This is a genomic window from Amycolatopsis rhabdoformis (genome assembly GCF_035918295.1).
GTDB lineage: Bacteria > Actinomycetota > Actinomycetes > Mycobacteriales > Pseudonocardiaceae > Amycolatopsis > Amycolatopsis rhabdoformis.
Genome location: NZ_CP142149.1, coordinates 8,595,868 through 8,608,753, shown reverse-complemented (window position 1 = coordinate 8,608,753; position 12,886 = coordinate 8,595,868). Strand labels below are relative to the sequence as shown.

14 protein-coding genes are annotated in these 12,886 nt (G+C 71.5%); 6 read left to right on the top strand and 8 right to left on the bottom strand.

Annotation, left to right across the window (positions count from 1 at the left end):
• Positions 1 to 125: 125 nt before the first annotated feature.
• Positions 126 to 1,010, bottom strand: coding sequence for an aldo/keto reductase (locus tag VSH64_RS39915; RefSeq protein ID WP_326567924.1), 885 nt, complete (start codon positions 1,008 to 1,010; stop codon positions 126 to 128).
• A gap of 87 nt (positions 1,011 to 1,097) precedes the next feature.
• On the opposite strand from VSH64_RS39915, the gene VSH64_RS39910 reads away from it, so the two are divergent.
• Both VSH64_RS39910 and VSH64_RS39905 read left to right on the top strand, forming a co-directional pair.
• Positions 1,098 to 1,745 (top strand): DNA-binding response regulator, encoded by a 648-nt coding sequence (locus tag VSH64_RS39910; RefSeq protein ID WP_326567923.1) that lies wholly within the window; start codon positions 1,098 to 1,100, stop codon positions 1,743 to 1,745.
• A complete protein-coding gene (locus tag VSH64_RS39905; RefSeq protein WP_326567922.1) occupies positions 1,742 to 2,674 on the top strand; it encodes a hypothetical protein in 933 nt (310 codons plus the stop codon). Before VSH64_RS39910 ends, VSH64_RS39905 begins: the two co-directional genes overlap by 4 nt.
• An 80-nt stretch (positions 2,675 to 2,754) precedes the next feature.
• On the opposite strand, the gene VSH64_RS39900 is transcribed toward VSH64_RS39905, so the two are convergent.
• The 7 genes from VSH64_RS39900 to VSH64_RS39870 all read right to left on the bottom strand — a co-directional run bounded on the left by VSH64_RS39900 (position 2,755) and on the right by VSH64_RS39870 (position 10,112).
• The gene (locus VSH64_RS39900) at positions 2,755 to 3,504 is read right to left on the bottom strand and encodes a phosphoglyceromutase (RefSeq protein ID WP_326567921.1); all 750 of its coding nucleotides are present in this window, start codon (positions 3,502 to 3,504) and stop codon (positions 2,755 to 2,757) included.
• Between the two features lie 431 nt (positions 3,505 to 3,935).
• The gene (locus tag VSH64_RS39895) at positions 3,936 to 4,904 is read right to left on the bottom strand and encodes a DUF4349 domain-containing protein (RefSeq protein WP_326567920.1); all 969 of its coding nucleotides are present in this window, start codon (positions 4,902 to 4,904) and stop codon (positions 3,936 to 3,938) included.
• Between the two features lie 65 nt (positions 4,905 to 4,969).
• Entirely contained in the window at positions 4,970 to 5,482 is a 513-nt protein-coding gene (locus VSH64_RS39890; RefSeq protein WP_326567919.1) for a type III secretion system chaperone family protein, read from the bottom strand.
• On the bottom strand, positions 5,479 to 6,786 hold the full coding sequence (mshA, locus tag VSH64_RS39885) for a D-inositol-3-phosphate glycosyltransferase (protein WP_326567918.1): 1,308 nt from the start codon (positions 6,784 to 6,786) through the stop codon (positions 5,479 to 5,481). The genes VSH64_RS39890 and mshA overlap by 4 nt, the downstream gene beginning before the upstream one ends.
• 22 nt (positions 6,787 to 6,808) lie before the next feature.
• Positions 6,809 to 7,630: an alpha/beta fold hydrolase gene (locus VSH64_RS39880; RefSeq protein ID WP_326567917.1), complete on the bottom strand. Its 822-nt coding sequence runs from the start codon at positions 7,628 to 7,630 to the stop codon at positions 6,809 to 6,811.
• Positions 7,631 to 7,651: 21 nt separating this feature from the next.
• Complete coding sequence (locus VSH64_RS39875; RefSeq protein WP_326567916.1) at positions 7,652 to 8,824, bottom strand: L,D-transpeptidase; 1,173 nt, start codon at positions 8,822 to 8,824, stop codon at positions 7,652 to 7,654.
• Between the two features lie 202 nt (positions 8,825 to 9,026).
• Positions 9,027 to 10,112 carry a UDP-N-acetylmuramate dehydrogenase gene (locus tag VSH64_RS39870; RefSeq protein ID WP_326567915.1) on the bottom strand — a complete coding sequence of 362 codons (1,086 nt, stop codon included), beginning with the start codon at positions 10,110 to 10,112 and terminating at the stop codon, positions 9,027 to 9,029.
• Between the two features lie 25 nt (positions 10,113 to 10,137).
• Between VSH64_RS39870 and VSH64_RS39865 the strand changes: the two genes are divergently transcribed.
• The 4 genes from VSH64_RS39865 (at position 10,138) to VSH64_RS39850 (ending at position 12,884) form a co-directional block, all read left to right on the top strand.
• The gene (locus VSH64_RS39865) at positions 10,138 to 10,638 is read left to right on the top strand and encodes a DUF2505 domain-containing protein (RefSeq protein WP_326567914.1); all 501 of its coding nucleotides are present in this window, start codon (positions 10,138 to 10,140) and stop codon (positions 10,636 to 10,638) included.
• A complete protein-coding gene (locus VSH64_RS39860) occupies positions 10,617 to 11,417 on the top strand; it encodes a methyltransferase domain-containing protein (RefSeq protein ID WP_326567913.1) in 801 nt (266 codons plus the stop codon). Before VSH64_RS39865 ends, VSH64_RS39860 begins: the two co-directional genes overlap by 22 nt.
• A gap of 173 nt (positions 11,418 to 11,590) precedes the next feature.
• On the top strand, positions 11,591 to 12,379 hold the full coding sequence (locus VSH64_RS39855; RefSeq protein ID WP_326567912.1) for a DedA family protein: 789 nt from the start codon (positions 11,591 to 11,593) through the stop codon (positions 12,377 to 12,379).
• Entirely contained in the window at positions 12,282 to 12,884 is a 603-nt protein-coding gene (locus VSH64_RS39850) for a maleylpyruvate isomerase N-terminal domain-containing protein (RefSeq protein WP_326567911.1), read from the top strand. The genes VSH64_RS39855 and VSH64_RS39850 overlap by 98 nt, the downstream gene beginning before the upstream one ends.
• The last annotated feature ends 2 nt before the right edge of the window (positions 12,885 to 12,886 follow it).

Genomic DNA, 12,886 nt, shown 5'->3' with positions numbered 1-12,886 from the left:
AGCATCCCGGTAGCCTTTCGGACCAGTCCTGGAAGCCCGGTCGTGAGGCGCGTGACACCTGCGGGGGACATGTTCGCCCTGGTGTCAGGCCCCGTTCACCCTCCCGAGACCTTCCGGACAAATGTTCACGCTCCGTCGAGCTCCGCAAGATCGTCGGCGGTGAGCCGCAGTGCGGCCGCGGCGACGTTCTGTGTCAGATGGTCCGGGTTGCCCGTACCCGGAATCGCGAGCACGTGATCACCCTGAGCGAGCGTCCACGCGAGACGGATCTGAGCCGGGGTGGCGTCGTGCCGCTTCGCGACGGTGGCCACGCGCTCCTCGGCGCCGGATTCGTCCGTTTGTCCACTCGCGACGGCGAACCACGGCACGAACGCCACGCCGTGTTCACCGCAGAGGCGCAGCAGCTCGTCGTCCTCGCGCTTCGCGGTGAGGCCGTACTGGTTCTGCACGCACACCACGGGCGCGATCGCCAGCGCCTCGGTGAGGTGCTCGGGCCCGACGTTGGAGATGCCGAGCTCGCGGATCAGGCCGGCTTCGCGCAGCTCCGCCAGCGCGCCGAAGTGCTCGGCGATCGAGCCCGTGCCGCGGTCCAGGCCGGTGCCGATGCGGAGGTTCGCGACGTCGACGTGGTCGCGCCCGAGCTGGCGCAGGTTCTCCTCGACCTGGCCGCGCAGCTGGTCTGGCCGCGCGAACGGCAGGAACTCGCCCGAGGGGTCGCGGCCGGGGCCGACCTTCGTGGTCAGGACCAGGTCGTCGGCGTACGGCGCGAGCGCGGTGTTGATGATCTCGTTGGAGGAGAAGCGGCCGGTGAAGTAGAACGCGGCCGTGTCGATGTGGTTCACCCCGAGCTCGAGCGCGCGGCGCAGCACGGTGACGGCGCGCTCGCGGTCGGCGCCGGTGCCGCCGGCGAACGGGACGAGCCGCATGGCACCGAAGCCGAGGCGGTTCACGGTCAGGGAGCCGAGCTGCCACGTACCGGCGGCCGCGGCGGGAAGTGCTGTCTGGGTCATGACTTCCAGCGTGGTTCTCCAGGACCCGGCGCCGCCCGGATTGGCAGCAAGCTGCCACCCGCCGCCCCGCGGAGGACACTGGGGCGGGTGACCCGAGTCGACGACGTCGTGACCGTGCGCGGCGAACGCGAGCTGTTCGACCGCACCGCCCACCTCTTCGGCAGTGCCACGGACATCGCGTGCGCCGCCAACACCCTCCACACCTGGGCGTCTTCGCGCCCGGGCCCCGGCCTGCCGCCGGCCCGCGACGTGCAGGGCCGGCGCGCCCGCAAGATCTACCTGCCGAGCGTGCTGCTCGACGAAGCGAGCGCCGAGCACCTGCGGCAGCTGCGTGAGCTGGGCGCCGAGATCCGCATCAGCGAACGCGAGATCAACGAGACGATCATCCTCGACGGCCGCCTCGCCATCCTCGCCGCCGAGGTCACCCCCGACGGCCGGACGTTCACCGTCCTTTCGCGACCCGATCTCGTCAACGGGATCAGTTCGTTGTTCGAGGCCGCCTGGCGCTCGTCCACGGACATCTCCGCGTTCGAAGCGCGCTTCGCCGAGCTGCGCCGGAACACGCCGCAGCTGCTCGATCTGCTGCTGTCGGGCTGCACCGACGAGACCGCGGCGCGGACGATGGGCGTCGGTCTGCGGACCTACCGGCGCTACGTGGCCGAGCTGATGGCAGCGTTGGGGGCGACGTCGCGGTTCCAGGCCGGGGCGCGCGCGAAGGAGGCCGGTCTGCTGTGAAGCGCGGTGTGGTTCTGGTTCTGTCCGCCATCAGCGTGGTCGTGGCCGGGGTGGCCGGGTGCAGCTCCCCCACCGCGGGGTCGCCCGCGCCGGCACCGGCGGCCGCTCCGGCGAACCTGGCCTATGTGGACGGCGGGGCCACGAGCACCGCGCTCGCCGGGATCAAGAAGGCCGTGGAGGCGTCGTTCACGTTCGACTCCACCGACCGCGCCGCCATCACGAAGAACGAGCAGGAGTACCTGGTCGGCGGCGCGCGCAAGCAGTTCGACCAGACGCTGGCGTCGATCGGGACCACGCCGGTCAAGACGCAGACGCAGGTGCTCGAGTCCGGCGTCTCCGCGCTCGGGCCGCGCAGCGCGAAGGTGCTCGCGGTCGTGAGCCAGCACAGCACCGCCCCGGACGGCAAGACCAACGCCGCCACCGCGGTCATGCTGATCAGCGCCGCCCCGGCCGGCGGCCGCTGGCAGCTCACGGACCTGAACTTCGACCCCCGCGGCGCCATCGGCACCGCCGACGGCCCGGGCGCACCCCCGGCCGCCGCGACCCGCGACTCCGCCCTCGCCGCCGCCCACCGAGACGGCGCCGTGCTCCTCACCCTCGACGCCAAGAACGCCGACGCCGTCTACGACCGCTTCGAGTCCGTGGCCGTGGACCCGCTGCTCACCCAGTTCCGCGCCGACCGCGCCCACACGGTCGACAGCATGAAACAGAGCGGCGCCTCGGCGACCCTCAACCCGCAGTCCGTCGCGGCCCTGGTGTCCGCCACCCCGGACGGCAAGACCGCCACGGTCCTGCTCGGCGCCATCGTCGCCACGCAGCAGCAGACCGGCACCCAGGAACGCCGCGTGCCCGTGCGCCTCACGCTGGCCCGCCAGCCGAACGGCGACTGGAAGGTCTCGGGCATCGACGCGGTGGCACCCGCCTCTTGAGCCGGCTTCCTCAGCCATCAACGCGAAAAAGGCCACCTCACCGCTCGGGTGAGGTGGCCTTCTTCGCGAAGCTGTCGGGGTCAGCGACCCTGGTTCGCCACCGCGGCGGCGGCTTCCTCGGCGGCCTCCGGGTCCAGGTACAACCCGCCCGGCTTGATGGGCTGCAGGTCGTCCGTGAGGTCGTAGCGCAGCGGGATGCCGGTGGGGATGTTGAGGCCCGCGATGTCCGTGTCGGAGATGCCGTCGAGGTGCTTGACCAGCGCACGCAGCGAGTTGCCGTGGGCGGCGACCAGCACGTTCTTGCCCGCGCGCAGGTCGGGGACGATGGCGGATTCCCAGTACGGCAGGAGGCGCTCGACGACGTCCTTGAGGCATTCGGTGAGCGGCGCGGAGTCGCCGAGGTCGGCGTAACGCGGGTCGCCGGCCTGGCTGAACTCGTCGGCCGGGTCGATGGCCGGCGGCGGGGTGTCGTAGGAGCGGCGCCAGAGCATGAACTGCTCCTCGCCGAACTCCTCGAGGGTCTGCTTCTTGTTCTTGCCCTGCAGCGCGCCGTAGTGGCGCTCGTTGAGGCGCCAGTCGCGCTTCACCGGGATCCAGTGCCGGTCGGCGGCGTCGAGGGCGATGTTCGCCGTGCCGATCGCGCGGCGCAGCAGCGACGTGTGCACCACGTCCGGCAGCAGCCCGGCCTCGGCCAGCAGCTGTCCGCCCTGGCGAGCCTCGCGCTCGCCCGTCTCCGAAAGCGGCACGTCCACCCATCCGGTGAACAGGTTTTCCGCGTTCCACGTGCTCTGTCCGTGACGGAGCAGCACCAGCGTCCCAAGTTCGGCCATGGCGCACAGCCTGCCAGAGCGGACCAGGCCCGCCAGTGGTGAGTCCCCTTGAACGATGTTCTACGGAGAGTGTGTTACCGCATAGTAACACCTTCACCCGAACAGAAGTCGGCCCGCCAACAAGACGCGAAAACGGTGCAATGCGCTGCGCGCTGTTATCCCGCTCAGTGAAGTTCACTCGAATGGAGTAACGAGTAGTCTTGTGATTACAGGTGGACATCTGACAGGTTTGGCATGTCCCGCTCAGCCGGATTCCACGCACTCCCCGGCTGACGGCGGGCTATGACCGCGGCTCGTCTCCCCCTGCCGAGCCGCGGCCCGCCGGCCCCGTTGGCATCCCCCTCGTCACCGGGTCCTTGATCGGCGGGAACTTCAGCGGGGCGGCTCGAGATCGCGACTCCCCCCTCCCTCGAGCCGTCCCGCCTTTCCCCTTACGCCGCAGGGCCGGCGGGCTCCGAAGAAGCCGCCGCGGCCGCCGGCACCCGTGCGCGCCGCCGCTTGCGCAGCCACCACCACAGCGCCCCGCCCGGGATCCCGAGCACCACGGCGAACGGCGCGAGCGCGCCCAGCGCCGCCAGGAACCCGCCGCCGAAGGTCAGGAACGCCTGCCAGCCACCAGCCAGCCCGGCGAGGAAACCGGCCGAGTCATCGGATGTCTGGTCGGGACCGGCCACCACGTCGGCGGTCACGGACAGTGCGACAGTCGCCATCGCGACGCTGCCCGCGAGCGACTTCTGCTGCTGTTCGAGTGACTCGAGCGCGGCTTCGCGGCTCGTGAGCTCACTCTCCACACTCGAAATCTCGGAGATCGACGTCGCTTTCGCGAGCAATGCCCGGATCCGGTCCACGCTCGCACGCTGCGTCGCCAGCCGCGCGTCCACGTCGACCACCTGCGCGGTCACGTCCTGGGCGCTCAGCTCGCGCCGGCTGACCTTCCCGAGCGCGGCGAGCTGGTCGAGCACCCCGTCGAGCTTTTCGGCGGGCACGGCGAGACTCAGGGACGCGGACGCCTCCCCCGTGCTCTCCTGGCCCGTGTACCCGCCGGCGCCGGCCGCGATCACCCGCGCCCGCGCCACGACGTCGTCGAGCTTCGGCGTCGACAGCTCCAGCCGCGCGCTCCGCGCCAGCTTCCGATCGGTCGTCCCCGGCGCCCCCACCGACGGCGGCGGCGCCTTCGTCGTCAGCCCCTGCTGCGGCACGCCTTGCTTCGGGACGCCCTGCTGCGGCGCTGCCTGGCTGGGCACCGCGGGCACCGCCGGCGCCGCTTCATGCGCCCCCACCCCGGCGCTGTCGGCCCGCATCGAACTCGACTCGTTGGCCGTGCACCCCGCCAGCACCACCAGCAACCCTGCACCGACCGCCACCCGTCTCCACCGGGTCGACCCGAAACGTGTCCTCATCCGTCCTCCTCCACTCGTGTGACAGACGGACGGACACCGGCGTCAGCGGCGTTGCACGCCAGGAGTCACGACTCGGTCAAGCCCGGTTCGTGCGGCTTCTCCGGCGCCACGAGGTGCTTGAACGCCTGCAGGTTCGCCAGCGACTCGCCGCGCGACACCCGCCAGTCCCACTCGCGCTTGATCGAGGAGGCGAACCCGATCTCCAGCAACGTGTTGAAGTCACCGTCGGCGGCTTCGAGCACCTGGCCGAGGATCTTGTCCAGCTCCGCCTCGGTCACCGTCTCCTTGCCGAAACGGCCCACGAGGTAGATGTCGCCGATGCTGTCCACTGTGTAGTGCACGCCGTAGAGCCGGGCGTTGCGCTGCAACAGAAAGCGGTACACCTGCTCGTGCGCCTCGTCCGGGCGGCGGCACACGAACGCCTCCACGGAAAACGCGTGGTCGCCGTCCACGAGCCAGCAGTTGGTCTGCAGCTTCTTGGTGCCGGGCAGCGTCACGAAGTACTTTCCTTCGCCCCGCCGGTCGTACTTGAGCTCGGAGCCGTCCAATGTGGACTTGATCATCGCGTCCAGGCTCACACGGCCACCTCCGTCCGCGTTTCCAGCGCCCCGCGGAACGCCCTCGTCGCCTGAGCATAGATCTCCAGCAGCGAGTCGGTGGTGCGGCTCCAGGAGAAGCGCCGGGCGTGCAGCACGGCGTTGGCCCCGAGCTCACGCCGCCGTTCCGGGCGCAGCGCCACGGCCGCCAGCGCGTCGGCCCAGTCGGGCGCGGTGTGCGAAGGCACGAGGAGTCCGGAAACCCCGTGGGGCACGGCCACCGGCAGCCCGCCGACCTCCGCGGCCACCACCGGCGTGCCGCAGGCCTGCGCCTCGAGCGCCACCAGGCCGAACGACTCGTTGTAGCTCGGCACGGCGACCACGTCGGCCGCGCGGAACACGTTCGCGAGCTTCTGCCCCGGCTGCGGCGGCAGGAAGCGCACCTGCTCGTGGATGCCGAGCGTCCACGCCAATTCCTTGAGCGCCTGCGGCTGCTCGAGCCCGGTGCCCGAGGGCCCGCCGACCACGAGCACCACCAGCCGCTGCCGCAGCTCCGGGCGCTGGCTGAGGAGCTCGGCGGCCGCGCGCAGGAGGACGTCCGGCGCCTTCAACGGCTGGATGCGGCCCGCGAACGCGAGCACCACGGCGTCCTGGGGCAACCCGAACGCCTGGCGCGCCGAAGCCTGCGAGCCCGGCGTGAAGCGGTCGAGGTCGACACCCGGCGGCACGGCGTGCACCGCGTGCGGGTCGGCGCCGTAGAGGTCCACGAGCTGGCGGGCCTCGACCTGGGTGTTGGCCACCAGGCAGTCGGCCTCGGTCACCACCTGCTCCTCGCCCATCACGCGCGTGCGCGGCTCGGGCTTGTCGCCTTCGGCGAGCAGCGCGTTCTTGACCTTCGCCAGCGTGTGCGCGGTGTGGACCAGCGGCACGCCCCAGCGGTCGCGCGCGAGCCAGCCGACCTGGCCCGAGAGCCAGTAGTGCGAGTGGATGAGGTCGTAGTAGCCGGGCTCGTGGAACGCCTCGGCGCGCAGCACCCCGGAGGTGAACGCGCACAGCTGCGCGGGCAGCTCGTCGCGGCCCAGCGGCTCGAACGGGCCGGCCTGCACGTGGCGCACCGTCACGCCCGGCGCGAGCTCGGCCAGCGGCGGTTGCTCCGACGAGGTCGCGCGGGTGAACACCTCCACCTCGACGCCGCGGCGCGCCATCTCGGTGGCGGTTTCGCGCACGTACACGTTCAGCCCGCCCGCGTCGCCGGTGCCCGGCTGTTCGAGCGGCGAAGTGTGCACGGACAGCACCGCGATCCGTCGCGGCGCAGCACGATGCCCCTGGAGAGAGGAGATGGTCACCTGGTCACTACTCCCGTGTGCGCTACTCGGCTGTTTCCCCGGAGAACCGCCGCAGCGCGGAGTTGAACTCCCCCGCGTTCTCTACGAACGGCAGATGCCCCGCATCAACGAACCAACGCAGAACAGCCCCTGGAATCTTCCCGGCCGAATATTCCGCTGCCGACGGATCGACCACTCGGTCGGCCGTACCGTGCACGACCAGCACCGGTTTGTCGATCGCCGCCAGCACTTCCGCGCTTTCGACGTCGCGCTTGAACAGGGCCGCGCGCACCGCGGGCGGCACCGCCAGCGACATGCCCAGCAATGCCTGCGCGAACGTGCCGGGTACCGAAGCGTTCGCCTGAGCCTGGGTGAACTCGACGAGCGCGGGCACGGCGACCTCGGGATCGTCCGAGAGCGCCGCGGGCAGCGCGGCCCGCATGACGGTACCGGTCTTCCCGCCCGCCCGACCCCGCCCGATCTCCGTGATGGCGCCCACGAGCACGATCCCGGCCAGCCGTGCGGTTCCGTGCACCCGCAGGTAGTCGGCGATCACGAGCCCGCCGTAGGACCAGCCGACCACGATCGCGTCCGGGCCGGCGAAGTCGAGCACGGCCGCGAGGTCGTCGGCCCACTGGCGCGGGTCTTCGTAACCGGCGGCCGGGACGTCGGACGCACCGTGGCCCCGCAGGTCCATCGCCACCAGGCGAAACCGCTCCGTGAGCGCCGGGTCGGCCAGCTGGGCCGCCCACGCGCGCGACGACTGGGCCCAGCCGTGCACGAAGACGATCGGACGCGAGTTCTGGGCACCTTCGACGCGCAGCGCGATGCGCACGCCGGAGGTACCGACCACTTCGGTGTTCACGACGTCAGTTCGTAGCACGCTTCACTTGGCTGCCGACAGCGTCTTCCAGGTGGACCAGTCGTAGAACCAGTCCTTCACGTCGGAGCCGGTGGGGCTCTGCAGCTGCGAACCGGTCACCTCCACCGGGTCGCCGATGAGCGCGGAGTCGAAGTACTCCTTCGCGTCGGCTTCCAGCAGGTTCACGCAGCCGTGGGAGTTGTTCGTCTTGCCGATATTGGCTGCGTTGTCCTGGTTTTCGTGGATGTACTCGCCGTGGTTGGAGATGCGGCAGGCCCACTTCTTGTTGACGTTCGTGTAGCCGTAGCGGGCGTTGTCGAACACCGCCGTGGGCTCCTTCGACATCACGATGAACGTGCCGTTGGGCGTGTTGCGGTTCACATCGGAGTCGAGGCCGTTGGCGCACGGGTAGCTCTTGTACTCGGAGCCGCCGCGGTAGACCTTCATCACGTGGTCGGGGGTGTTCACCTTCACGACCTGGTTGCGGCCGATCTTGAACTTGGTGGTCACGTCGGCCTTGCCGTAGGCGCCGCCACCGAGGTCCACGCCGTAGAGGTTGGCTTCGACCTCCACGGTCGTGTTCTCCGGCCAGTACTCCTTCGGCCGCCAGTCGACCTGCGTGGCCGAGAGCCAGCCCCACGAGCCCTCGACGTCGGTCTTCACCTTCAGCGCCTTCTCCACGGCCGCGCGGTCCTTCGGCGCTTCCTTGAACTTCACGCTGATCGGCATCGCGACACCCACGTGGGCGTCGTCGGCCGGGTTGAGCGTGGCGCGCAGCTGCTTGGCCGGGTTGACCGTGGCGAACGTGCCCTTGAGCTCCACCGGCCGGTTGTCGGACCCGGTGGCCTTGGCGGCGTAGGTGTAGGTCTTGCCGTAGCCGAGGGATTCCGAGCTCTTCCAGCTCAGGCCGTCGGTGGCGAGGTCGCCCTTCACGGGGTCGCCGTCGGAGTTGGTGACCTTGACCTCGCTGAGCTTGCCGTCGGTCACCTTCACGACCACGGGCTCGCGCACGTCGGCGTCCTTGGCGTTCACCGCGGGCGTGGCCGTGATCTTCGCCACCGGGTCCACGGGTCTGCCGCCGTCGTCACCGCTTCCGCCGAGCGGCAACGCCTTGCCGTCCGTGGTGGTCGAACACGCGGCGGCGAGTGCCGCCGCCCCCGTGGCGAGCACCGCCTTGAACACCGTCCGCCGTTCCATCCCCTGAACCTCCCCGTTTCCGGATCATGACGACCCCGCACCGGCGGATGCTTCCACGCTGTCAGCGCCGGTGAGCGACTCGACGTTACCTGCCACCGCCGGGTTTGACCCATTCCCTCTCGCCCGGGCGGCATGTCGACAAGACGTTTCATCCGCTCGGCGGTTGCCGCGTTCACGGCCTGGTGACGGGGTTGTGACGAGTTCAGAGCACGCAGGCGATGAGCAGCGGTTCGGGGTGCAGCGTCACGCCGAAGCGGGCCTGCACGCCGTCGCGGACTTCGCGGGCGAGGGAGAGCAGGTCGGTGGTCGTGGCGGTGCCGCGGTTGGTGAGGGCGAGGGTGTGCTTGGTGGACAGGCTCACGCGGCCGCCGGGGCCGGGGTGGCCCTTGGCGAAGCCCGCTCGCTCGATGAGCCAGGCGGCCGAGAGCTTCACGCCACCGTCGGCCGGGTACTGCGGCACGGCGGCGGCGCCCACCACGGCGGAGATGCGCGCGAGGGTCGCCTCGACGTCGGCGGACGGCAAGATCGGGTTCGTGAAGAACGAGCCGGCGCTCCACGTGTCGTGGTCGGCCGGGTCGAGCACCATGCCCTTGCCGCGGCGCAGGCCGAGCACGGCTTCGCGCGCCGACGCGGCGGGGACCTTCGCGCCGATCTCGACCCCGAGGGTGCGCGCCAGCTCGGCGTAGCGGATCGGCGCGGACTCGCCGGCCGGGTCCACGCGGAAGCGCACGCTCAGCACCACGCCGGCGTCGGTGCCCTTCAGCACGCTGGTGCGGTAGGCGAAACCGAGCTCGTCGGCCTTCACCGTGCGCACTTCACGCGCGGCGCGGTCGTAGAGCTCCAGCGACACGATCGACTCGGCGACCTCGCAGCCGTACGCGCCGACGTTCTGGATCGGCGTGGCGCCGACCGAGCCCGGGATGCCGGACAGGCACTCGAGCCCGCCGAGACCCGCGGCGACCAGTTCGGCCACGAAAGCGTCCCACTCCTGGCCGGCGGCGACCTCGACGGTGTCGCTGTGGTCGCGGTCGTAGTGATTGTCGCCGTCGCGGGTCCAGCCGGTGGTCGCGACCTGGATCAGGGTGCCCGCGAAGCCTTCGTCGGCCACCACGAGGTTCGAGCCGCCACCGAGCAGCAGCACGCGCTCGCCGGCGTCGTCGGCCTCGCGCACGGCGGCCACGAGATCATCGCTGCTCGTGGCCTGCACGAAGCGGCGCGCGGGCCCTCCGAGGCGCAGCGTCGTGTACTCGGCGAGGCGCGGCCGCGCGGGCGTTTCGACGGGGTTCACGCTGCCTAACGGTACTGTCCGGCCCATGGGATCCCGGATCGAGCACCGTGCCGAGTTCTCCGCCGGACTCGCGGCCGTGCTGGCCGCCGTGTCGGGCGAGGACGCGCTGCGGGCGCGCCTGGCGGAGCTGGGCGGCGACGACGCCGCGCTGCTTTCGCACTCCGTCAACGGTGACACCGTGAACTACGAACTGCGCCACGGCATCGCGGCGCAGCGCCTGCCGCAGGCCGTCCGGGCGCTGCACAAGGGCGACATCGTGGTGCACCGCAAGCAGGTGTGGCGGAAGTCCGGCGAGGGCTACACGGGCAAGGTCGACGTGAGCGTGAGCGGCGTGCCCGGCGAGATCGGCGCGCAGACCTTCCTCACCCCGCGCGGCGAACGCACGGAGTTCCGGACGTCCGGCGAGGTCGTGGTCCGCATCCCGTTGTTCGGCGGGAAGATCGAGGAGTTCGTGGCCCAGCAGGTGACCAACCTCCTGGCCCGCGAAGCCGACTTCACCACGTCGTGGCTGGCCGAGCACGCCTGAGCCCGGTGGGCGCCCCCACGCGGGGCACCACCAACCCGAATCGGTTGCGCAGGGTGGATCGCTGGCTGGCGAGCGACCCCGCGGTCACGCGCCTGCTGCGCCGCGCGGCGGTGCCGTTGGTCGTCGATCTCGGCTACGGCGCGTCGCCGGTGACCACGATCGAGCTCCTGCGCTGGTTGCGCCGCGTGCGCGGCGACGTCCGGGTGCTGGGGCTGGAGATCGACCCGGAGCGCGTGGCGGTGGCCCGGCGCGCGGCCGACCCACCGTGGCTGGACTTCCGCCGTGGCGGCTTCGAGCTGGCCGGCGCGCGGCCGGTGGTGGTGCGCGCGTTCAACGTGCTGCGCCAGTACGCCGAGTCCGAGGTGGCCGGCGCCTGGAAGGTGGTGCTCGACGCGATGCCCGACGACGGGCTGATCGTGGAGGGCACCTGCGACGAGATCGGGCGGCTGGCCTCGTGGGTGGTCGTCGGCGCGGACGGCCCGGTGTCGCTGACCGTGTCGATGCGGCTGGCCGAGCTCGAGCGTCCGTCCATTGTGGCCGAACGGCTGCCGAAGGTTCTCATCCACCGCAACGTTCCCGGCGAGCCGGTGCACGCGTTCCTGTCGGCGCTCGACGAGTGCTGGGCCGCCGCGGCGCCGCACCGCTCGTTCGGCGTGCGGGCGCGGTGGGTGTCGGCGGTGGGGATGCTGCAGGCCCGCGGCTGGCCGCTGCTCGGCCGGCCGGAGCGCTGGCGGCTCGGGGAGCTCACGGTGCCGTGGGACAGCGTTGCGCCGCTCTGAGTTGACCAAGTGAGTTGACCAAGTGAGTTGACCACGTGAGCTGATCACGGAGAGTGCACGGCAGGTGCTCGAAGGCCGGTACGAATGCGTCGTCCGGGTACGAATCCCACCTGTTCACCGACCCACCCCCACGGCGTCACCCGGTGGTGACCTGCGGTGATCACCATGGGCAGGTGGAACTGCTTCAACACGTCACCGACCTGCTGCGCGGCGCGCTGGGTTCGCCGTGGCTGTGGGTGCTCGTGTTCGCCGTCGCCGGGCTCGACGCGCTGCTGCCGTTCATGCCCAGCGAGACGACCGTGGTCACGGTCGCGGTGCTGCTCGGCCCCGACCCGCAGCGGCTGGCGCTGCTCGCGCTCGTCGCGGCCGCCGGCGCGTGGGCCGGCGACTGCCTCGGTTACGGCGTCGGCCGAGCGGCCGGGCCGCGGGCGATCGAGCGGCTGCAGCGCGGGCCGCAGGGACGGCAGCGCCACGAGTGGGCGCGCGCGCAGGTGCGGCGGCAGGCGCCGTTGCTGATCATCGCCGCGCGCTACCTGCCGGGCGGGCGCGTGGCGAGCGCGCTGGCGACCGGCAGCCTCGGTTACCCGCTGCGCCGGTTCATGCCGCTCGACGCGATCGGCGCCGCGGTCTGGGCGGTCTACAGCGTGCTGATCGGCCTGGTCGGCGGCGCGACGTTCGCCGACGAACCGGTGAAGGGCCTGCTGCTTTCGTTCGTGCTCGGCCTCGGCCTGGTCAGCGTGATCGAGTTCGGCCGCCGGCTGCGGCTGCGCAGGCTACGTTCGCAGGATGCACCTGATCGAGGCGATCGACGTCCACGCCGACCGGCTGAAGACGGCGGCACTGACGGCCGGCCCGGCGGCGCCGTTGCGGAACTGTCCGAAGTGGACAACCCACGACCTGGTGACGCACCTGACGACCCTGCTCTCGTCCACGGTCGCGGCGATCACGGACCGACCGGCTGAACCCCTGGCCGCCGTCGACTGGCCCGACACGCTGGGCCGGTGGGACGGCCAGCGCCTGGCCGTGCGCGAAGCCCTCCGGCTGCCGGCCGACACCCCGACGCGGCCGCCGTCTCCCGGCACCTGGCTGCTGACCGTGGGCGACTGGACGCGGCGCCTCGCGCACGAGACGGCCATCCACCGGCTCGACGCGGAAAGCGCCCTGGCCGAGCCGCCGTCGACGCGGTTCGGGGACGCGTTCGCGGTGGACGGCATCGAGGAGTTCCTGACGTGCTTCGTGCCACGCCGGGTCGCGGACCGCGATGGCGTCGTACGGCTCGAAGCGGGCGAGCGCACGTGGACGGTGGTGCTGCGCTCGGACGAGGCGCCCGAGCCGGCCGAGGACGGCGTGCCCGACCTCACGATCGCCGGCTCACCCGACGATGTCTACCGCGCACTCTGGGGCCGGCCGCACGCCGCGCGCGTGGTGGGCCAGGTCTCGCTGCTGGAGCCCCTCGCGGCGCCCTGACC